Here is a 21,135-nt window from a genome sequence, read left to right on the forward strand (position 1 = left end):
ACAACCAGCAAATAAACGGAGAGCACGATGATGAAAACCAGTGTGCGCATTGGCGCTTTTGAAATCGACGACGCCGAGTTACATGGCGAATCGCCAGGGGACCGAACGTTAACCATTCCGTGTAAATCCGATCCGGATTTATGCATGCAACTTGATGCCTGGGATGCCGACACCAGCGTCCCGGCTCTTCTTAACGGAGAACATTCAGTTCTATTTCGCGAGCACTACGATCGTAAGTCAGATGCCTGGATCATGCGCCTTGCCTGATTCAAAAAGAACCCGTCGCCAGACGGGTTATTTCTTGGTTAATTTCCCTCATCTATCAACATCTTCTACACTACAGCTATAGCTTTACCATTTGAGGATGGAATGTTCACGCTGGTTCTTTTTGTGTGCTACCTGGGTGGCGGTTGTGAAGATATCGTTGTTGATGTCTACAAAACTGAGCAGCAGTGCCTGATATCGATGGACGATCAGCGTATTCGTAACGGCGGATGTTTACCCGCGGATGACTACATCGACAGCTTCTGGCGTCCGGCCCAGGAATACAGCGATTTTTGATTATTGCAGTTGCACCAGCGTCAACTCGCCGCCAAACACCGCACCAGTATCAATATAGTGCAGATTCTCGTGATCCACCCGCTGACGCAGAGGCGTATGGCCAAACCAAAAGTGATCCGCGCCGCGAATGCCATTACCTTTATTCATCAGCCTTGTGCGATCCCATAGTACCCGCTGTAAATCGACCTCTTTTTGCCACTGATAATTATCATCAGGGTAATCTGCGTGAGCAATAACGTGTATGCCGTTCTGGCAACGCAGCTCCAGAATCCAGGGTAATTGCCGACACGTTTCAAGAGCGGCTGTCGCCGCTGGCTGCTCCGCCTGCGCAAACCACGAACCGCCATTCATAAACCACAGGAATTGCTCCCCGGTTGCCAGCGCGTCCAGCCCCATCTGTTCATGATTCCCTCTGACCGCGATAATCCAGCGTTTACGCAGTAGCTTCAGGCAACGCAGACTGTCTGGTCCGCGGTCGATAACATCCCCCACTGAAACCAGCAGGTCCTGCCACGGATCAAAACGACACTGGCGCAATTTCGCCATCAATAATGAGAAGCAACCGTGGATATCCCCGACCACCCAAACATGTCGCCAGCGCGTCGCTTCCACTCTTTGATAAGCATTGTCAGGCAGTCCCATTTGACCTCCTGTACACAGTTCTCATGCAACTTTAATTTTAGCAAATACATCAGAAAGGCGGGGACGTTTCTATTTATATCCGAGACATAATTATTTATGGATATGTAATCGGGCATCCATTTTAATCCCATTCGCTGTAAGAACGACAAGTGGTGTTGGCTTTAAATCGTAACAGTCAAGTATTCGTGAAAGTAAGTCATGAGGAACCTCCGATGAAGCCATAGCTTTCATGACAAACGATTTATCATTAATGGTCCGTAGAAGCAGGCTATTAAAAACTTCTTGTTTATATGCATTGAATTCATAATAACGCTTGGCTTTACAAAAAGCCTTAACTAACGATTCCCAAATTTGTATTTCTTTTTCCGGATCATGGTCTTTCATAAATCCATCATACCAACCCACAAGATCGTTAGGGAACACCTCAGCTAATACAAGCATCAATATTTCGATTCTATCTTTTTGCTCGCTATTTAATTTAGAATTATATTTTTCTTGCATAAGTATATCTTTCATAGATATCAAAAAGTTAGACTCATGATACTTTTCAATTTCAATAGCGATCTCTTTCTTTTCCACCAATATTATAGGATTAATACAATTGAAATTAAGTCGTTCATTTATCTTATTACATTCATCTAGAACTACCTTACTGCAAATTTCTATTGGTAGTTCAAAAAACTCTCTTCTATGGTTTACTCTATAAGGTTTTAAGCGAAGATGAATATTCTTTTCTGCTTCCCGATAATTTCCTACTTTACATGCCATAACCACATCGAATGGTAGTGGAACACCGGTCACCCCATTAAACAATTGCTTAGCCCGATGCTCAGGCATGTTCTTTGTAAACCCTATCTTAAAAAGATTATCCTGATAGGCATCATTCTTTAAAATATAAACATAACCATCTGAGTCATTCATATATCCATTCCATCTTTAATAATTTTATCGCTATAACCCATTCATAATAAATCATAATCCTTAGATTATTACCAATTAACTTTATCCGATATCCCCATGGCTATGAAAAAATTAATATACTGTCATTTTCAATAGTACAACATTTAAATAATATCCATCTGCCACGTTACGAGAACATTTGCATAAAGGGATGCAGATAGCACCGAGTCCAAGACCAAAGTGAAAAATGACAGAAAAGTACTTGGATATGGGGGCAAAAATGTTTAGATTGTTGTAGCAGGCATAAAATGCCGCACAAAGAATTTCGTGTGTTTTGGCACCGTGCATTCTAACCTTTTGGTTTATAAAGTACACAAAAAGAGACCGAATACGATTCCTGTTTACAACTCAAAGCGCAATAACCTTTAAACTTCAATAAGTTAATACCAAAAACCCACTAAAAAACACCTCCTAATACTTACTATTGCAATCATTCAAGATCAATCAGTTGCCATTGGTTTCGTGGCGCCGTCGGGAAATCTTCGGGATCAAAACTCCAGGACAGAAATTTCTACGGCACGCCGTGACGCGTGCCGTCGGGAATGTGAAAAATCAGGGATCCGAACTAATACAGCCAATGTGATTACATCACCGGGCAATCATCGAACTCCGCGTTCCTGGCATCATTAATGATGTACGTGATAACTCCAAATATTGCGTGTGAGGATCTGTAGCCATCACCATCATCCGGCAACGCTTCCCTTCTCCCGTTCTCCAGATTTATCAGATGGGGTTGGGGATGAGTCCGATATCGCTTTATCCTGAATTCCCCGTCTATTGCACATATCAGCAGCGAGCCATCACAGGCTGAAAGCGACCCATCCACAACCAGAAGAGCTCCCTGGATTATCCCTTCCCTGAAATGTGAACGCGATGCTCGCATGAAATAAGTCGCTGCGGGCTGGCTGATTAGTTGCTGATCGAGGGAAATCCTTGTTTCAACGTAATCACTGGCAGGTGAAGGGAAGCCCATGGCTAAAGCCCTCCGTTTGGATTGAACAGCTGAAAAGTACGGTTCTCGCCTTCCTGCGTTGATACATCGCGGAACGTTGTCACATACCACTCGATCCATTCGTTGGCCTGCTTCATCGTCCAGTTCCAGTTAACCTTACTCAGTTCCTGGACAAACCGCTGCGTGGTGACGGTCTTCCGGCCATTCGGTTCCTGCTGTATCGAAGCATACCAGGCCATTTCAATATCGCTGCGTCGTGGCATCTTTACGCCCTCTCTTGAATACCGGATAAAAACACAGTATAAATACTGTATATACATCCAGTAAAGGAGCAATAAGCAATGTTCGTGGAACTCGTTTATGACAAAAGGAATTTTGATGGTCTGCCCGGTTCAAAAGATATCATTCAGGGCGAATTGAGTAAGAGGCTTCACCGGATTTTTCCGGATGCTAACGTCCGGGTAAAACCAATGATGACACTGCCGGCGATCAACACTGACGCCAGCAAGCATGAGAAGGAACAGATAAGCCGTACTGTTCAGGAAATGTTTGAAGAGGCTGATATGTGGTTGGTTTCAGATTGAACGCCTTGAACCGTCATATTGCTTAAGTACAATCCGCCGTGACTGGCAATCATTCAATACTCGCACTATCGAATGCTCGCCAGTCGCGCCGCAATCATGCTCTTGCATACGGTGTGGTTGCGGCAACTATTATTTTTACGACTGAGCATCCTGCTGATTTTCCTGGCGCTCGCGTTCAGCTTTTTCCATCGACTCCCGTTCCTCCCTCTGTTTCTGGTGCCAGATACTGTTTTCCGGCATTTCCACGCGTACGGAAACGAACTGGTCAGATGGAATATCTATCGGGTCACCACTGGCGTATCCATCCCGTTCGTTACGTGCAAAAATGGGAGCGTCAGGATGGGTACGCTGATAGGTTTTCACCAGGACTGAACCATCTGCATTTACCTCATAATCCAGCCAGATAAGCGGTTGCCCATTGCGATCCTTAGGTATTTCAAATCCGCCATCAACCCCTCCCCAGGATGCATCCGAGTTCATTCCCATACATCCTTCGATCAGATATTCCCCTACGCTAAGTCGGCTGACAATTACCCCTTCTGATTCATCATTGGCTTTATACGTACCATCATTGAAAATCTTTACAACTGGAGAGGCACGCTTAATAAATCCATTTGAATCAATTGTCGTATTTGCTGTGCACCAGTGAGGTATCCATGGCGTTACAGAGTTTGGAGTTTGGGGTCCACCGTTTCCTGTAATATATCTCGCCTGGAGAACCTGGTTCGATGAAACATAGATTTGCATAAATCTGTTGTTTCCATACCCCACCTGTATGCCACCACCATTCCCGGGTACAAAATTCCCTGACCCTGAGTTAGCATAAAAACCATTACCCACCTCAGGGCCTGTTGATGCATGAATCCCCAGGCCAAATGCGCCGACCTGCATCACATCATCAACAGACGTGCCAGTATTTTTTTTTGCAGCACTTCCTAAATCTGATGAGTTTGCCTTTTTACCCAACTCAGTCGTAATCGCACTCCATGCAGGCCCGGTGTATGACGTTCCATCTGGCAGTTTGACTGTGACATTACCTGTACCACTGAAAATGCTTTGCCAGTTTTGCTTGTCATAGTTCAGCCCGCGCAGTGCTTCAGCGCTCTGAGCCACCAGTGCGGCAGTAACCATATTAAGCGCCAAACGTGGAACAGCAGACCAGGCCAAACCTGATTGAGTTGGTCCGGTGAAATTACTCACCAGTATCAGTGATGTGTTGCTGTTAACGGTTTTAACCGGGAGGGTGTAAGGAATACCACCGACCGTAACGACAATAAAGTCACCGGCCGCCAGTTCTGTAGTGAATGCGGTTCCGCTGCCGGCTACAGCAGCAGAGTTATTCGTCAGGGTTAAGGTTCCTGCTGACATGGATATCTCCTGAATTCAGATAATAAAAAACCCACCGGAGCGGGTTATTTTTTAGTAACTCATTAATGGCAATTCGAACTGGTGAAGTTATTTTTATTCACCCATCGCCAGTTAAACGGATAACCGGCCTGATATTGTGTCTGGTTTACAACTTTACGGATCCCGTAAATGAGCACATCTGTTTCCTGATTGCCGATCATCGCCGTTGCTGTACATAAGGGTAATTTCTTTTCGGGAGTGCCGGAACATGCAGTTAATGATAAAAATGCAAGAACGATTAATATAATTTTCATATTGTTACTCGCTGTAGTTATTCATATTCAAAATATCAATAGCGGGCAACAATAGATAATAGATTTAACAGATCATTTTAAATACATTGATCGTTTAAAGCGATCGTACAGGCATTCAATATTTTGACACTTCAACGGCAATAACTGTGTTACCTGCATTTACAGGGGCCATTGGCTGTGCGCTACCAGATGGAATTGCCTGAATGGCAGCGGTATAAATTCGGGTGCTGGCCCCGTTATATACAGCTGTAAAAGTAACCGGCACAGGCCAGAGCTGACCGCCCGGTCCACCGCCAGATATTCGCCATACCTGCTGACCTGCAACATTCGGGATAATTGCCCATTTACCCGCTCTGGTCTCGTCAATATAAATGCCTCCATTTGCCCCGACTGTTCCGACAGTTACCACGTCCGTGAGGATTTTCGATTCATGAGTAATAATCAGATTACCCGTCTGGTCATCCCAGACAGCCAGCCCATACGGAGGATTAGGCATGGGCTGAGGGAATATAGTGAATAAATAGACTGTCATGGTAAATGCGGTATTCAGTATCTCATAGGCTCGTACAGCCAGTTGTCCGTTTGATTCATTCCAGACAGCACATGCAGCCTGACGGGATGTCAGAACAAACGGGATAACAGGTTGTGATGCATCAGGTATATTAACCAGTTTCTCAATATAATGTAGAGCACCATTCGATACTGACGAAAACGTCTGCTTTGAATACAGACAAACAGGTACTGACTGGGGGGTGATAAATGTTTCGCCGCTTTTCAACGATAATAACGCACCATATCTGTTAGCCATTATGCATTTTCCAGAAAAACAAAAACATAGCTCTCATTTGCCTGAGGCTGGTTCAGAGAGTTATCAGTGCCTGCGCCAATTACAATACTATTGCCTGAAACGGTTATTGTTCGGCGCCCCTCTACATACGCTATAGTTTTTGCCAGACCCAGCATATATCCGAGCCTCTTCCCTGCCGGCACGTTGAACGAATATGCACCTGACGTCTGGCCGGCACTCAGCTTTATCGTTCCAATGATTGATATTGGTTTAATACCAAAGTTTGCTGATGATCCGTCCTCATGCCAGCAATCAAAACCAAAATCAGACATTAGGCGCTACTCCGGTAATATGCCCCAGCTGTACCAGCAGTCGCCCGCTGGGCCCAGTAAATGACAGGTTGTTATCAGCCTTAGACAGACACCAACCGCCCTGATTTGCAATTTTATAGCCCGTAGACCAGAATGCGCCTGAGATTTTGCCGTTAGTAATCGCAGCATCCGCAATTTTCGCACTGGTAATACTCCCGTTCTGAATAAAGGCATCACTGATAAATACCTGACCATTGATAGCGGCAAACGGTGAATACTGCGTATCACCGCTGCCACTCATCAGGACGAACTGGTTGGCGTTAAACCCGACACGAGTGACCACCGGCTTACCCGCTTCGGCCAGTACCGCAATCGACATCCCGGCATTGTAAAAAATACCGTTGATGCGCACTCCGGCTTTCAGGGTATGAATGGCTGTCGCCCCCGAAGCATCGACAGTAGCGGTCAGTTTGTCCTCGAGAGAGGCTGTCACATCTTCAATCTGTGCCTGTACCTGCGTAGACAGCTCAGCCATCGCCTTATCCACACTGGCGACCGTCGTTTTAATTACCAGAATATCCGCGCGCACCTCGCCGTACTGCGCCCACTGGTGTTCCACTGTTCCATGATTGGCCAGCGCATTCTGCAATGCAGCTTCCAGGTTTGTATCAATGTCGCTTGTCAGGCGGTCACCATCGGCAGACGTAAGGAAGTCATCAGCAATATCGCCCAGGTAATCGTCTGCATTTGCATTAGATTGACCACGAACCCAGTCGGTCCAGTCACTCTGATTACCAATACGGTCGACCAGACGAGCCCGGTACCAAAATTCAACACCAGCCTTTAAGCCCAGTTGTGTGTAGGTGTGTTGCGGATAAGGAATTCCGGCAAGCAGCAGAGGGTTATCCCCATTGCCGTTTACTGAATACTGCAACTCAGTCTGGAGGGTGTCACCTGTATCAACCGGGAAGGACCAGTCAACCTGAATACCCCAGTTGATTGCTGTGGTGCGCAGACCAACCGGTTTGGGAACTTCCCCTGTACGCCCAGTGAGATGAGTCAGAACAGAAGATGCCCACAAACTGGAAGCGCCACCAGAATTAATAGCGCGGACTCGCACAAGGTAATCACCGGAAAAAATTCCGGAGACCTCTATATTGCGTAGGCCTGTTTCGGGAATATTGATCCACTCATTATCACCACGTTTCCACTGTGCCTGATACGCGACGATATCAGCCTGAGGTTTCCCGTTTTTATCTACTGGCGCATCCCAACTCGCAACCATAGTGGCGATACGTTGCCCCTGGCGGACCGAATCGTAGCTGCTAATTGCGATGTTCGACGGTTGCCCTACCAGGCCTGTCGGTATCAGACTGATCGGTGGCGTATCCAGTCGGGCATTGTTATCAACGGCATCATATTTCGCCCCGTTGTACTCTGCAGCGGTGATACTGTAGGTATTCTCCTCATCGTTAAATGTCAGATTGGTTACACGGAAATACTGGAGGCGCAACTGACCTGCATCGATAACAAAAATGGCATTAGGTAGTGGCTCAGCGATAAAGGCAGTTGCCAGTATCAGTTGCTGGCCGTTAACCGCCTGAATGGTTCTGCTCTCAACGGTACCGCCCTGGGTACGAATCATCAGCGTATCGCCGGCCAATGCGCTTGTTCCCCGATCGGTAGTTACAGATTTCAGCCCGGCATCGTAGTCAGTAATTCGCCCACCATAGACACGGCCAGACAGCCGCTCATCGGCAAAGGCGAACACTGTCCCAGGTACATAGGCGAAGCCATCGAGTCCAGTCTGAACAGTGATAATGCGATCCAGCGAGTTGGAGTAGACGGCCCACCCTCCGCGGCGCTGCGCCTCGCTTTCACGTGTACAGCCAATAGCCGTCAATTGCGTCTGCTTAAACTTGAACTGCTTAACCAGCTCGGGAAACATCACTGCCGTTGTGCGATCCTGATAGTGGTTATCTGGGTCACTAAAGTTAATCAGCGCAGAGCTATAGCGGTTCTTTTCACTGCCGCTGGAGTACGTTGGCTTACCGACAACAGAGGCTCGAGTGAGTATCTGAAGTTTTGACGTATCCGCTGGCATATCAGAGACAACATTGAACATGTTGTTGCCCCAGAACGTCATGCCGTTAAAACCTGCCGCAATATCCTTGATCACCTGCCAGGCATCAGCCTGAGCCTGGATATAAACGTCAAACATAAAGCGAGGCTCGGTACCGCTGCCACCCTTACCATCCGGCACCTTCTGATCGCAGCGCTGCGCAATACGGTACAACTCCCATTTATCGAGCATCGCTGGCGTAACCCTGCGACCCAGTCCGAAGCGCGGCTCAGTAAGAATATCGAACCAAATCCATGCAGGATTATTCGTCCATCCCCATTTGAATGTACCATCCCATGTACCGCCATAAGTGCGTGTAATCGGATCGTAGTTCTGAGGGATGCGGATTACCCGACCTTTAGGTTTACAAGAAATCTTCGGAATATTGCTGAATGACTTAGCATTGAATGACACATACAGTAGTGCGGTATGTGGATAACGGAGACGCGCATCAATCACCTCGGTGATCGCCTGTACCTGCGTTTTGTTCTGGAGCATTTGGCTGGTACTGTCGTCGGTATCGCGTACGACCCGAATCTGCCAGCCTGTGTTCGCTTTCGGGAGGTTAATACGGTGCGTCAACTCATAGAGAGAGCTGAGTTTCTCCGTAACCGTTTTGGTCATTACTGTAGAGTAAGCTCCACCATCAACGGCGAGATCAATATGGTACGTTACAGTAGTGCCGACAATATCCCCATCGTTTTCCTGCTGCTGAAGGCCAGGAATGCCAACTCGTACTAATACGGCGTCGATCTGGGTATTGCTGATAGCTCTAGTCCATGGGGTGACTTTCGTCAGCGATACGCCAACCGTAGTTTCGTTCTCGACTGCGGGAAAACCCGGAATCGGTGTCTGGGTCTGTGTGCCCGGTCGAAATTCCCAGGAAACGTTCTCAAAATTCATCGTTCCATCGGCGTTACCGAGCGGTGTACCGTCCAGGAAAATCCGGGTCGCATCCAGACCACCAGCAAACTCACCTTCCCCTAGCGCCAGCAGCATGCGACAGCGCGCCATTGATTGCGCCGAATCAGGCTGTTCTACAGGTGTGTGCTGCTTCTGGCTGCCGCCCTTTGCACCAGTAATCGTTGCCATATTGCATCCATAAAAAAAGCACCCTACTGGGTGCTAATTGAAAAGTGAGAAGCCGTCAGATGTCCTCAGCGACGATCCCCGCGCTGATAATTGCGCCGCCGATTTCACGCTCGCCATACAGCAGAGCCACTGGGTTACCCATTGCCAGGGTGTTTACTGAGCCACCAAAGGCATAGCTAGGTTTGTTATCTGGATCGTCGCGTCCCTGCAGGCCTTTTGGCTGAGGAGAGAGCATCTGGTAGATGCCTCCGGCCATCATTGATGCACCGGACATTACAAGCCCGGCACCGAATGTCAGGCCAACACCTGTCCAACTGGTCATTGCGCCAATAACAACCCCAGCAACAACCATCACAGCCCCAAGAATCGTCTGGAACATGCCCGCCTTCTTCGCTCCTTCCATCACTGGCGCAATGCGAATATCGCTTTCACCAGACAACTCCTTAAAATCCTCCACCCCGATATTGCGCTTACCGCGAAACACCGCGAACGTCATGCCATTCTTTTTGGCGTTCAGGAGATAACTTTCCAGTCCGTCCAGGTTGATGCAGAGCGCCTTTACCGCTTCCGCTGACGTCTGCACCGCCAGCCGATGAACGCGGCCAAATCGGGCACCCAGCGCGCCGTACAATCGAATCGTGGTTAAGCGCGCCATGGCTTAATCTCCTGCTGTAGCTCTTTGTGACGGACGCAGATCATCGTCCTGTCTTTGAAATAGCCTCTGGCATACGGAGTAATGCAGGATGGCTGCCCGTACAGATGGTGAAGCAGTTCGCCTTCCTCGGTAATGATCCCCGCATGGTTCCACTTACTGGATTCAACCTGCATGATGACCATACAGCCTGGCGATGGGTCGCATTCGACAAACCCCTCCCGCTCCCAGTTATCGAAATACAGGTTGTCTGGGTAGTGGCTTTCCCACCACGGGTAATCGACCCGGAAATCATTCAGCGTTACACCCTGGGTGGTATGCCAGTCCATGATCAACCCCCAGCAGTCGTGAGAGCCAAGGATGAACGGGCGGCCGATTAGCGGAATAGCATCCGGGGTTATCTCGGCGTATTCATCGCAATCAGGCGCATATATTCCCCATACCACACCTGACTGGTTGCATTGCTGGCGATCGAGGTCTGAGGGGATAGCCCTGGCTCCATCGCCAGGATGCGAGTGAATGACTCGAATAATGGTCCCTGCATCCTCGGCATTTGCCCAGTACTCACCATCAATACGGAAATGCTCAGATGGGTTTTCATGACTGTTCGGTACCGGAATGTATCGCTGACGCCGTCCTGTCTGGATGACGAAGCCGCAGCACTCGCGCGGAGACTCCTCCAGTGCATGCGCCCGGATTGCCGCCATTATCGTTTTATTCATTTGGATGTCCGGTTATCGGGTAAAAAGCACGGTTGCAGGGAATCCGCCAAAATCGAGGGTGGCAGTATTAGGTTCTGACAAGCCAGCACCGAATCGCTTTCGACAGTCACTAAGGCAGCCGCCGCACACATCAAGCGCTGGGTCGGAGACAGCATTACCTTTGGTGTCGAAGTACGCCGTGCCGTTGTAGGTGCAGCCATCTCCGCTACGGTATTGGCCGCGCAACGCCCACTCACAGAGTGATGTAATTTGCCGGGTTGGGATAACCAAACCCTGCAGGTCAGCGGGGCTACTGAGTGCCCACGTAACCACCTCATCATCCTCTGATGTTTTTGTGTCCAGCCAAAAAGTCTGAAGAGTGAACATCGTCGGATCAGCTGTTACATTCACGCCTCCTGGGAAGTTTGCCGCATCAAGATATACCGCATAGGTATCGATGATGCTCACCTTCGCATTGACCATATCTTTGAACTGTAGGCACAGCGCGGTGATGTGTCCGTCGAGGTTAGACACGCTCAGCTTCGGTTCTGCGGCCTGGTCGGTTGACAGTGCAAGGTCGGATATTTGGAACGGCCAGAAGTCGAAGGTTTTACCATCCCAGATGATGGGTTTTGGTCCTAGCTTTGCCTCATCGCCGTTCGCAGCATCAATCTCGGCGGGAGAATGAGGAAATGGTGAATAATGGAAGCGGTGAATACCGCCACTGAACTCTGAAGCATCTACTTCGACCAGGCGGACCCTGCCGCCCGGTGCCAGCATTGCCGCCTGATCGACAAATGCCATTATGCATACACCCCGTAAGCCCGTTTAATGGTAAAAGTCAGCTCAGCGAACTTACTACTGATCTGGTTTTTTCGCACCGAATCGGCCACTACGCGATAAAGCCCTACCTCCTCGCCAGGCGGCGTGATAATGAAAGCCTTCACGGTATGAGCCAGAAGGAAGTCGCGAACAGTATTCACTTCAGAGTCGGCACCCACATGCTTCATCGGTACCTGAATAGCAGTCGAGTTAATGCCGTTCTCGGCCACCTGCTCATAACCATCGCCAAACTGAGCAGACCGCACCGTCTGGCTGTATTCCACGGCACCAGCACCGAGCTGTGAGTGCCAGATATAGGTTTCAACTGCCATATTTACTCCATAAAAAAACCACCCGGAGGTGGCTACTGTTTGAATATCAGGATGTTGTTAACTGATAACCCTGGTTAATGTGTAGACTCAGCCCGTCAGCGGTGGGACGCTGACGCACTCTGGGAAGGAGGGATGGCTGATTACCTCTGGTTAAGGGAATTTAAAATGGGAAAGTTTTCCATCACATCAATTCGGGATATTGACTGGCAGTCAGACCCATCAAGAACAGGAAACTGCAATGTAACTATTGGCCTCAATACGCCCGCGGGATTCACACAAGTCACATTCGATCCAGGCGATATGGACATCAGAAAATCAACTATCGAAGAGCTTGAAAAGGTGGCTATTGAGAAATTCCACGAGCGGCTAAAGTAGCCGTATCGATATAAGCACTAAATTCGTTAATTCGATTTCTGATAACACTCTCAAAGCAGGAAAGCGCCTCGTTCGTGTCACTGACCTGCTTTTTAAGAGCTGAGACATCTTTCTCCAGCGCTTCAATGCGTTCTTCTAAAGTCATAACGTTCTCCTGCCTCTCGGCTATAGATGTAAAAAAGCCCCGCGTTAGCGAGGCTTGGTGTTGTTTAATCAATTAAAGCGAGAGAAGGTATTTAACCTGACTATCCCCCATTACCCTGATTTTTTGCTTACCTTTGCCGAGCATAGATCGCATCGCCTCCACTTCAATGCGAGGCCCAACCATATCGAAACCCATCTGCTCCAGAATACGAATCAAGTATAGCGACGGTGATGGCGAATTATCACCGCTTATCATCAGAGGCGTTAGTGTTACGTCATTCCATGGCTGATTATTCCGACGCTCAGGATTATCATGCTGCATCTGCATGTTGTTGCGATACCACCACTCCATTGTGATATCAGGTAGCTCTAGCTTTGGATCTGGCAGCTCCTCCTGCTTGCCAAGAAACTCACCTTCGAGAGCCAGGCGATGAACATACTCAATGACTACCGGCAACTGTTCTGCTGGTAACTCATCAATATGAGCGACATTAAAGCGCTGATGAACGTAGCTATACGCTTCCGGGTACATAATGCCGAGCTTTCCCACCAGCATATTGATTGCATCTCGCAACGGTGTGCGCTCGTCGGTGCTGGTTTTGCGCGGATTCGTCACCTGCCCCTTTGTCCAGTATTCATACAGAACATCGTCGCACTCTTCCTGGTAACGAATAACGCGCTCGCGAATCTCCCGGCGAACTTTGTTAGGGCTGATGGTGTTTAGCCAAGCGGCGAGTTTGCGGAGCGCGAGGCAAATCATCTTTTGCATGCCGCCAGCGGTGGGTATGGTGATTTCCACCATACCTTTTGCAAACCGCTGAGTCAGCTTGACGTGCTGACTTTTCCAATCCATCCCCATGCCCTCAACAATCGGCTTCATCGGCGTGTACGGCTCGCCATTATGGTTCACGACATACAAATCATTGCCGTGGAATGGTACGTTAATGGTGCAAGCTGACTGTTTTATTGCTAAATTACTCATGTTCGATTCCTTCTGCGGACGGACAAATTAGAAGCCCTAGCTATCGCAAGTAGTTGGGGCTTCGTCGTTTCTGGCTAAAAGCTCTTTAATCGCCTTCAACACCAAGTAGTTTATCGACCGATCTTCTTTTTCTGCCAATGCGTACATCCTTTCTCTGAACTCCTCAGGAATGCGCGCGACAAACTTCCATTCACCTTTATTCATATCACCCCTCATGGTGGCACCGTGGAATCATTGATAATTTAGTACCACGGTGCCATCATGTCAATACTAAATTAAAAGTGGAGATGAACATGGCACGTGACGAACCCAAGGTGAATATTCGTTTGCCGCAGGAACTGAAAGATAAACTTCACGCCCTTGCATTGAAAAACAAACGTTCAGTAAATGCAGAAGTAGTGTCAGCAATTGAAAAAGCCGTTGAATTACTGACCGATGATGAGGAGTTCGAGATCCTTAAGCAGGAGCGGGACTCAGTGAATAATGACTTTTGGAAAAACGCGAAAATCACTGACGGCGTTCATCTGGATGAGCGCCTAAAAAGGCTGGATGAAATCGCTGAGCGCCTTGAAAAATTAACCCAAAAGCCCACCTGAGTGGGCTGTGATTAAAGATCCGAGTGGGGCTGGGATGGAAGCATAACTAGGGTTAGCTGCCGCTTATCTCTTCAAGCCGATAGTCGGTTTTACCGCCTTTATCCTCGACGCACACAGCCCTGAATTTTTGCTCAAGACCGAATTTGTTTTTGGCGCTAAATTCCTGCGTGGCATAAAACTTACCATCGTCACCTTGCCATCTTTTTGCGTCAAAGGCAGACATATCCAAGGTGCTTTTGTTAATTACTGACATCTTGACGTAGATTTCACATGCGCTCCGGAGTTCATCCAGTTTCTTGTCAGATAATTCTTTGGCCTCCTTTTGTTTCTTTTCCGCCTCGGTCGGCTTATTTACTACAGCAGCAATGCCGACAACAACAATAAGTAGAATAAACATCCCAATAGTTTTGAGAATCTTCTTCAGTATCCTTCTAAGCACTATCATCCCCTTGATTATCGCGGTTTTGAACATGATAACCAGGGGGGGGTAGAGATGTAACCAAAATTGTAAGGCGCTACTTCTTAGCAAACCGTTGCCCAATAGCTCCATCATCTTTGATAGCCATTCTGATTCCATCGGAAACATAAAACTTAATGCGATCGGCCAGCGCCCTAGCAGCCGTGTCACCATCTCCGCTTGTATTTGTGGTGGCATTGCCTTTGTTATCGACATAAATATCAACGTTAATTTGATGCCCTGAACCACCACCGCCCTGAGCCCTTACGCCAAGTCGTCCAGCAGAGTCTCGAGTTAGCGGCATAATTGCTTCAGCGCCGGCCTCGGCAAACACACCGCCCTTGGCAAACTTCGACGCGCCCTGGAAAGCGAAATACTGAGGAGAGTCGTAGACACCATTCACATATTTACTGAGTCCGGGCGACTCATAGACGCCGCCTTTGGCGTTAAGATGTGGTGAAGGAACAGCAAATGACTGGCCTCCCCCAGTTGATGGCGCTGAGCTACTACCAATCCATCCCATAGCCGCCTGCACCGCATAGGCGACCATTAGCTGGTTTACGACCTGCGCGATCATCTTCAGCATCGACATCCCGAACGACTTAATCGACGCATTGCCGGTCATTACGAGGTCGGTCAGCATATCGGATATGCCGGTGAGCGCAGAACCTGCCACGTTCTTAACCGCTCCATATGTGTCGGTAGCAGCGTCCAGATATTCGTTCCACCCACTAACCGCCCCTGCTTTCCAGTCACCACGCAGCTTATCCTCTTCGGCGTAGTATTTATGAAGGGCTGCCAGCTCTTTCTCATAGCCTGTATCTTCGATCTTACCGCCGCCGTTTAGCCACCCCTGGCGGAGTTGGGCTTCTTCCATCATGCGCTGCGTTTGGCGACCACTGAGACCTGCACTGTCACGCAAAGCATCGGTCTTTTCCGACATCTGCGTTACATACTTATTTGCCTGCTGCGTCAGGCCGTTAATCTTCTGCTGGGCCTCAACTTCCTTGTTCTTTTGATCTACCACCCTGGCAACATTCAGAATGGCCTCGCGGCTCGACAGGAGTGACTTCTCCTGCGCAGTCAGCGCGCGGGTTTTAGCGGCATCATCCAGTTCAGCAAAGCGGGATTGCTGTTTACTGTACTCAGTGTTTTTGGCGTGAGTTTCACCAGTCAGCCGTAGGGTTTCGAGGGTTTCCGTTAATGTTCTGGCCTGTGCACGGTAGTTCTCAAGTGTGCGGTCGCCGGCCTCAAGAGTGGCTTTAGCCTCCTTTGTCTTTTTGGCAGAATCTTCAGCTAACTTGGATACCGCGTTCTTCGACTCACGACTGGTGCTGCCGTCGCCAGATACTCCAGCCCCTCTTGCCTCAGCCTCGTAGTTGGCCTGAGCATTCGGTGCAGTGACCCGCTTCCAAAGCTCATCGTAGCGTTTTTTGTTCGCGGCGATCTCTTTGTCAGCCTCTACACCAGCTTTTTTCATTGCCTCGACATCCATACCGAGGAAATTAGCTAATGCCCCGCCGCCGGGTATCTTTTCTGCCCATCCAGCAACAGTTCCTGTGAACTTGGCATCAAGAGATGTGATGTTGAGAAACAGGTCTTTTATCGATGCTTCTACCAGGTTGAAGATATCGATAACCTGGTTTCCCCAGGCCCTTACAGTAATACCAATATCCCGGAAGTTATCAGAGGCACTTTTCTTCAGCGTATCCCAGACCCGTCCAATATTATCAGTTGCCTTGTTCGTTTCTTCGGCGCGCTTGGTCATGACGTCAGCGTAAAGTTGAATTGCCTCCGCAACAGCAGCCTCTTCCCCCTTCTGCTTACGCAACTGAATGATGTGTTTCATCATGGCCTCATCAACGAAACCATAGTGCTCATTCAGGCTCGCCAAGCCTTTTACCGGGTCGCTGACAATCTTGCCGAAGTCGGACATTGCAGCTTTGGTGTCGCTACCCGCCTTGCCCATCAGCGTGATGGAGGTGGCGATCTGCTTCATCTGGCTGGCGGTATATTTGCCAGTATCATTCAGCGTAACCAACGTATCGACGGTAGAGCTGATAGATGTGTTCGTCTTACCGGCCACCTCTTCGGCAGCCTGATTGAGCTGCTGCATTGAGGAGAAACCAGCGCCACCCATCATGATGACGGAACGGGCAATCTGGTCGAACTGCTTTGATGAACTGTACGCAGCGGCAGCCAGCAGGCCGACTGTGCCAACCAGCGCCCCAAGCGCGATGGTGGTCGGGCTGATCAGACCAACCATGCTGCTGATGTAATCGCCGACGCCCGTCAGCGCCCCCTGGACACCGCCGAACTGGTCTTTAATCTGCCCGCCCTGCTGGAGCAGGATCAGGAAAGGAGACTGACCACCAGCCAGCTGCGTAGCAATGTCGGTGAACTGCGCTGGCAGCGTGCGCATTGCCGCGCTGTATTGGCCGACAGAAATACCGGCGCGGCGTGCGGCCAACTCCTGCCGCGATAATGCCTCGGGCAGCACGTCAGCGACACCAGAAAGGCGCTCACGCGTCTGGTTGAGAATGCCGTTGAAGTGCTCGAATTGCGCGCTGTTGATGCGCCCGGCTTCGAAGTGAGCGGACAATTGCGCGTATTGTTCATCAAGCGCACTGAACGCACGGATCGTCGGGTCGATTGAGCCCAGCAAGCCTTTTAGCGCAGCTGATTGCCTCTCAGCTGCCTGCGTGGCCGCCAGTTCGGCCTGCGCCTTCGCCGCCGCTTCGCCAGTGTCGGTCAGCCGCTGCTCAGTCTGCAGGAGAATGCCACTCAGGTGAGCAAACTGCTCTCCCGATAGCCGCCCGGCAGAGAAATGCTCCTCCAGCTCAACAAACTGGCTATCGAGCGACTTAAGCCTGCCAAGAACAGGATCGATACTGGCAACCAGCTTATCCAGCGAGGCAGCCTGCCTCTCGATTTCGCGCGCAGCATCAAGCTCCTGTTTTGCTTTGGCCGCCGCCTCCCCCGTATCCGTCAACTTAAGGCGGGTATCGTCCAGGATTTTGTTGTAATGCTGAAAATCATCAGTATCCAGGAAACCTTTGGTCTGGAAGTTACGCAGCGCTGCCTGTTGTTCATCCAGCCGGTTCAGCGCCTTGTTAACTGGATCGATATTCTCCAGCAGCCCCTTCAGCGCGGTCTGCTGTTCCTTAATACCTTCAGTGCCCTGTTTCGCAGACTCAGCACCAGCACGGAATACACTATTAAGGTCATCAGCTTTGTCGACAGCACCAGCTGCCGCCTGGCCGAGTTTATCCAGTTCGTTGCTGGCTGTTTTCAGGTCAGAAACATCGGCCCGCAAAGTAATCGAGGCGATCTGGTCAGTCATTACTTCGTCTCCTTATGCATTACTTTGAGAGCCTCGCTTTCCATAATTTGAAGGTCAGCCATGCAGGCCGCCGCATCCTCAACCCCATGTAACTCGAACATCCAGGGGAGAACGTTGTAATCAAGGCCGGTCGCCCCGCTCGCGCCGACTCGCCACTGGGTCGCCAGGGAAGAGAAGATGGTGAAGGACCTCCACACCGAGGGCAGGATCCCCACCTCTTCCTCCACGTCCTCAGGCGTCAAACCAAAAGCGGCTAACTCCTCGCGAGTCGGGCCCGGTGTATACATCGCTGCGGCGACCTGCCTCAGTTTTTTTCGCGGATACCCATCAGCTCTTTGGTGTAGGCCAAGCCGATGCTGTCAAATGCGCGCGGGTAGTTCTTCAGGAGAACAACCACGTTATCGCGGGTGAATTCATCCGGCAGCGCCCAACCTTCGACGATATCCATCAGGTAATCCGCCTGCGGCTCGATAGGGGCTTTTTTACCATCGGCCTTTTTGTGCAACTGCTCGTCCATGGCGCGCAGCTCTTCCAGCGTCTTATGGCGGAAGGTGAAAGTCAGTTTGCCGTCTTCTTTACCGGCTTGCGGAATGCTGGCAGTAGCTGAAAACGTTGGATTCGGGATCAGAGAAAATTGAGTCATTGGTTTATCTCAGAATTGCCCGGCTAACCGGGCCTGAATGGTTAGCTGACAGTGACAGTGCACGCAGCTGAGGTGAGTGTCTTGCCTGCAGCATCGGTAACTTCGCAGGTGTACGAACCGGCATCACCGGAAGCAACCGACGGAATATTGAATGTTGATGCAGTTTTCCCTGGAATAGCCGTGCCGCCTTTCTTCCACACGTAGGTGTACGGTGCAGAACCGCCCTGCATGACCACAGCCAGATCCAGTGCTGAGCCAACGGTCGCAGGCTTCGTGCCCGGCAGATCAGTCAGGAACGCCAGCGGCACAGCAGAAGAGTCAGCGATTGGGTAAATCTGCATATCCGATTCGAAGTTCATGCGCGCTTCGTTGCTTTCTACGGCGTTGATTTCAGTCTTTGGAACCTTCTGGAATGAGACCTTCGCAGAATAGTAACGGTCAGCCTTGCCGCGCTGGTTGTGGAACCAGATTGCCGTCGTATCGCTTGACTCATCCAGTTCAATGAGTCGTTTGTAGATGGCGAGCAACGGATCGTGAGCGAAGGTATAGACCTGAACGACCGCGTTTTTAAACGTCGGGATGGTTCGGGCTTTATCATCTTCCAGGAACTGCACGCTGATGGTCTGCTGGTCACCGCCTTCGGTAGAGAGTGTCATAACCTGCGGCATGGTGATCCACGAGTCAATTTTACGCAGCGTGCCAGCGCCGGTTCCTGCCGGGAATTTCTTGGTATCAGTGGTATCGAACGCTTCCAGCACGATTTTAGTGCCGGTGACTGACTTAACGCGCACCACCATGTTGTCGAGTTTCAGCCAGCCAGAGTTAACCTGGACAACGTCTCCCGCGAGGATGCCAGCAGCCGAGGCAACGGTCAGTTCGCATTCCGTCGCATTGGATGCAGCAGTGAAGATAATCGGCGCAAGATAGGCCTTAGCCACGTTTACACGCGACCCGTTAGGGATTGCGAATGCCATTGCATTCTCCTGAATTTAGGTAATAAAAAACCCGCCGGGTGGCGGGTCAGTAATCAGCGCGGTATTGCATGCTGACGGGGATGGTATAGGTGATCGAGCCGCTACTATCGTTTGGTGCTGACGTTGGGCGGTCCTGAATCGGTTGGCGAACCTGAGGTGGTCCGTTGATGTAGACGGTCAGCTCACCATCAACCAGCGCTAATCCCTCAGGAAATCCACCCGCAATCGCGTTGGTAAATGAGCGAGCTTTACTGACGCCGATCCCTGCAGGGGTGACTATATTCACCTGAAAAATGCCCTGATATGTGCGAAGCTGCCCAGCAAAGTCTTGCCCGATAGTTTGTGCTGGAAGTATATAAACTCTTCCGTACGGGACATCATCCGGCGGCTCAAATATGATGTTTGGCCACGCAACAGGCATGCCAATCGCAAAAGAGATCTCAGCAAGACGTGACTCAAGTAACGCTGCAATCCGCATTGATTGGTCACCGGCCATTGCGCACCTCGCTCATTGCCTCGCGGAACAGCTGCGCGGCATCGAGAGCTGTTATGCCCACCATGCCGCCGGGTGCCTGATTAGAATGCCCGTTCTCCAGCGCCTGGGCATAAGGCAGGTTATTGGTGAAGTAAATCGAGCTGACCTGCCCCACCCGGAACACCTCCAGCACAGCCATACCTCGAGAATTGGATCCCTGTCCGGAAGCGTCCGGCGTGTCGTTGGATTGGGTAGGTTGGCTGTCGAACCCGACATACCAGTTGTTTTTGAACCGCCCGCCGACGTAGCCATCTGGCTTTTTGATATCCATCGAATCGGTTACGGCTCGCCCACGTTTCAGGCGTCCAGCTTTTGTGAGATTGCTCGGGTCGCTTCTCAGCGAATCGTTGTGATCTCTTACTGCAGTGTTATACGCAGAAGCAGTCTGGTTTATTTCCCATATATCCGGATTACCAACCGGGGACATATCAACCAGCCGACCGAGTATTTTGATACCCGTCCGTCGCACTACCTGGTCTATCTCCTCCTTTGAGCCATCAACGAACAGCTGAATGGCAGCCAGAAACGGCTGATTTGCAGTGCTGGTCATAATCAGGTCCTCAACTGGATGTTGTACGAGATCAGCACATCCGCAGGTTTAACAGGGTTCGGTTGAACTACGCGCCATTTCTTACCGTCGATATCGATGTGATCGCCGATACGCACCTCTGTCTCGAACGTCGCTGCAAGCTTCTTATCGCCGGTAGCAATCAGGGAACCATCGATTTCGCGAGCGGAGTATTCGGTGATAACACCGGTGACTGTCCCGTTAACCGCCGGAGTGGATACTTCTTTCCCGAACTGATCACGGACGGTGGTGCCGCCCCGGGTCAACGGGTAAGTCCTCCCGTTCTCGGTCAGTAGCCTGGTTGCGGTCGCGCGCATGCGAAGATAGTTAATTGCCATC

General features: G+C 50.1%; 26 protein-coding genes and 2 pseudogenes. 5 read left to right on the forward strand and 23 right to left on the reverse strand.

Annotated features, from left to right (window positions below):
- Nucleotides 1-30 precede the first annotated feature (30 nt).
- On the forward strand, nt 31-267 hold the full coding sequence (locus HV229_RS14360) for a YebV family protein (protein WP_029139506.1): 237 nt from the start codon (nt 31-33) through the stop codon (nt 265-267).
- 102 nt (nt 268-369) lie between these two features.
- Nucleotides 370-561, forward strand: a complete 192-nt coding sequence (locus tag HV229_RS14365) for a YebW family protein (protein ID WP_016152779.1) — start codon at nt 370-372, stop codon at nt 559-561.
- Here HV229_RS14365 and pphA read toward each other — a convergent pair whose 3' ends face one another.
- The 3 genes and pseudogenes from pphA to HV229_RS14380 form a co-directional block, all read right to left on the reverse strand.
- Complete coding sequence (gene pphA, locus HV229_RS14370) at nt 562-1,203, reverse strand: protein-serine/threonine phosphatase (RefSeq protein ID WP_181545694.1); 642 nt, start codon at nt 1,201-1,203, stop codon at nt 562-564.
- 90 nt (nt 1,204-1,293) lie between these two features.
- Nucleotides 1,294-2,124: a GIY-YIG nuclease family protein gene (locus HV229_RS14375; protein WP_181545695.1), complete on the reverse strand. Its 831-nt coding sequence runs from the start codon at nt 2,122-2,124 to the stop codon at nt 1,294-1,296.
- 622 nt (nt 2,125-2,746) lie between these two features.
- Nucleotides 2,747-3,252 (reverse strand): annotated as a pseudogene (locus HV229_RS14380) (LexA family transcriptional regulator).
- 30 nt (nt 3,253-3,282) lie between these two features.
- On the opposite strand from HV229_RS14380, the pseudogene HV229_RS14385 reads away from it, so the two are divergent.
- Both HV229_RS14385 and HV229_RS14390 read left to right on the forward strand, forming a co-directional pair.
- Nucleotides 3,283-3,363 (forward strand): annotated as a pseudogene (locus tag HV229_RS14385) (DinI family protein); the annotation flags it as partial.
- 93 nt (nt 3,364-3,456) lie between these two features.
- Nucleotides 3,457-3,699 (forward strand): DinI family protein, encoded by a 243-nt coding sequence (locus tag HV229_RS14390; RefSeq protein WP_181545697.1) that lies wholly within the window; start codon nt 3,457-3,459, stop codon nt 3,697-3,699.
- A 135-nt stretch (nt 3,700-3,834) separates the two neighbouring features.
- Here HV229_RS14390 and HV229_RS14395 read toward each other — a convergent pair whose 3' ends face one another.
- From HV229_RS14395 to HV229_RS14450, 12 genes are all read right to left on the reverse strand, one after another.
- Nucleotides 3,835-5,067 (reverse strand): phage tail protein, encoded by a 1,233-nt coding sequence (locus HV229_RS14395; RefSeq protein ID WP_181545698.1) that lies wholly within the window; start codon nt 5,065-5,067, stop codon nt 3,835-3,837.
- 62 nt (nt 5,068-5,129) lie between these two features.
- On the reverse strand, nt 5,130-5,360 hold the full coding sequence (locus HV229_RS14400; protein ID WP_181545699.1) for a cor protein: 231 nt from the start codon (nt 5,358-5,360) through the stop codon (nt 5,130-5,132).
- A 115-nt stretch (nt 5,361-5,475) separates the two neighbouring features.
- The gene (locus tag HV229_RS14405) at nt 5,476-6,168 is read right to left on the reverse strand and encodes a hypothetical protein (protein WP_181545700.1); all 693 of its coding nucleotides are present in this window, start codon (nt 6,166-6,168) and stop codon (nt 5,476-5,478) included.
- Nucleotides 6,168-6,479 (reverse strand): hypothetical protein, encoded by a 312-nt coding sequence (locus HV229_RS14410; RefSeq protein WP_181541802.1) that lies wholly within the window; start codon nt 6,477-6,479, stop codon nt 6,168-6,170. The genes HV229_RS14405 and HV229_RS14410 overlap by 1 nt, the downstream gene beginning before the upstream one ends.
- Nucleotides 6,472-9,672, reverse strand: coding sequence for a DUF1983 domain-containing protein (locus tag HV229_RS14415; RefSeq protein ID WP_181545701.1), 3,201 nt, complete (start codon nt 9,670-9,672; stop codon nt 6,472-6,474). The genes HV229_RS14410 and HV229_RS14415 overlap by 8 nt, the downstream gene beginning before the upstream one ends.
- Nucleotides 9,673-9,727: 55 nt before the next feature.
- The gene (locus HV229_RS14420; RefSeq protein WP_047416550.1) at nt 9,728-10,327 is read right to left on the reverse strand and encodes a tail assembly protein; all 600 of its coding nucleotides are present in this window, start codon (nt 10,325-10,327) and stop codon (nt 9,728-9,730) included.
- On the reverse strand, nt 10,315-11,046 hold the full coding sequence (locus HV229_RS14425) for a C40 family peptidase (RefSeq protein ID WP_181545702.1): 732 nt from the start codon (nt 11,044-11,046) through the stop codon (nt 10,315-10,317). Before HV229_RS14425 ends, HV229_RS14420 begins: the two co-directional genes overlap by 13 nt.
- A 12-nt stretch (nt 11,047-11,058) precedes the next feature.
- On the reverse strand, nt 11,059-11,829 hold the full coding sequence (locus tag HV229_RS14430; RefSeq protein WP_065554635.1) for a phage minor tail protein L: 771 nt from the start codon (nt 11,827-11,829) through the stop codon (nt 11,059-11,061).
- On the reverse strand, nt 11,829-12,179 hold the full coding sequence (locus tag HV229_RS14435; protein WP_065554634.1) for a phage tail protein: 351 nt from the start codon (nt 12,177-12,179) through the stop codon (nt 11,829-11,831). Before HV229_RS14435 ends, HV229_RS14430 begins: the two co-directional genes overlap by 1 nt.
- A gap of 343 nt (nt 12,180-12,522) precedes the next feature.
- Complete coding sequence (locus tag HV229_RS14440) at nt 12,523-12,699, reverse strand: hypothetical protein (protein ID WP_158513309.1); 177 nt, start codon at nt 12,697-12,699, stop codon at nt 12,523-12,525.
- A 72-nt stretch (nt 12,700-12,771) separates the two neighbouring features.
- Nucleotides 12,772-13,680, reverse strand: a complete 909-nt coding sequence (locus HV229_RS14445; RefSeq protein WP_181545703.1) for a phage antirepressor N-terminal domain-containing protein — start codon at nt 13,678-13,680, stop codon at nt 12,772-12,774.
- A 36-nt stretch (nt 13,681-13,716) separates the two neighbouring features.
- Nucleotides 13,717-13,884 (reverse strand): Arc family DNA-binding protein, encoded by a 168-nt coding sequence (locus HV229_RS14450; RefSeq protein ID WP_114141104.1) that lies wholly within the window; start codon nt 13,882-13,884, stop codon nt 13,717-13,719.
- Nucleotides 13,885-13,973: 89 nt separating this feature from the next.
- Between HV229_RS14450 and HV229_RS14455 the strand changes: the two genes are divergently transcribed.
- Entirely contained in the window at nt 13,974-14,276 is a 303-nt protein-coding gene (locus HV229_RS14455) for an Arc family DNA-binding protein (RefSeq protein ID WP_065944830.1), read from the forward strand.
- Nucleotides 14,277-14,328: 52 nt separating this feature from the next.
- Here HV229_RS14455 and HV229_RS14460 read toward each other — a convergent pair whose 3' ends face one another.
- The 8 genes from HV229_RS14460 to HV229_RS14495 are packed head-to-tail and all read right to left on the reverse strand — an operon-like array spanning nt 14,329 to nt 21,134.
- Nucleotides 14,329-14,829, reverse strand: a complete 501-nt coding sequence (locus HV229_RS14460) for a hypothetical protein (protein WP_071687886.1) — start codon at nt 14,827-14,829, stop codon at nt 14,329-14,331.
- Entirely contained in the window at nt 14,792-18,076 is a 3,285-nt protein-coding gene (locus HV229_RS14465; RefSeq protein WP_249417751.1) for a phage tail tape measure protein, read from the reverse strand. The genes HV229_RS14460 and HV229_RS14465 overlap by 38 nt, the downstream gene beginning before the upstream one ends.
- Nucleotides 18,076-18,363 (reverse strand): DUF1799 domain-containing protein, encoded by a 288-nt coding sequence (locus HV229_RS14470; RefSeq protein WP_181545704.1) that lies wholly within the window; start codon nt 18,361-18,363, stop codon nt 18,076-18,078. Before HV229_RS14470 ends, HV229_RS14465 begins: the two co-directional genes overlap by 1 nt.
- Nucleotides 18,364-18,380: 17 nt before the next feature.
- On the reverse strand, nt 18,381-18,719 hold the full coding sequence (locus HV229_RS14475; RefSeq protein ID WP_181545705.1) for a phage tail assembly chaperone: 339 nt from the start codon (nt 18,717-18,719) through the stop codon (nt 18,381-18,383).
- Between the two features lie 41 nt (nt 18,720-18,760).
- Nucleotides 18,761-19,693, reverse strand: coding sequence for a phage tail tube protein (locus HV229_RS14480; protein WP_181545706.1), 933 nt, complete (start codon nt 19,691-19,693; stop codon nt 18,761-18,763).
- 46 nt (nt 19,694-19,739) lie between these two features.
- Entirely contained in the window at nt 19,740-20,189 is a 450-nt protein-coding gene (locus tag HV229_RS14485; RefSeq protein WP_181545707.1) for a DUF4128 domain-containing protein, read from the reverse strand.
- Entirely contained in the window at nt 20,179-20,778 is a 600-nt protein-coding gene (locus HV229_RS14490; protein WP_181545708.1) for a hypothetical protein, read from the reverse strand. The genes HV229_RS14485 and HV229_RS14490 overlap by 11 nt, the downstream gene beginning before the upstream one ends.
- Before the next feature lie 2 nt (nt 20,779-20,780).
- Nucleotides 20,781-21,134 (reverse strand): hypothetical protein, encoded by a 354-nt coding sequence (locus tag HV229_RS14495; RefSeq protein ID WP_181491289.1) that lies wholly within the window; start codon nt 21,132-21,134, stop codon nt 20,781-20,783.
- Between the last annotated feature and the right edge of the window lies 1 nt (nt 21,135).

It is taken from the genome of Citrobacter sp. RHBSTW-00524 (assembly GCF_013747755.1).
GTDB classification, from domain to species: domain Bacteria; phylum Pseudomonadota; class Gammaproteobacteria; order Enterobacterales; family Enterobacteriaceae; genus Citrobacter; species Citrobacter braakii.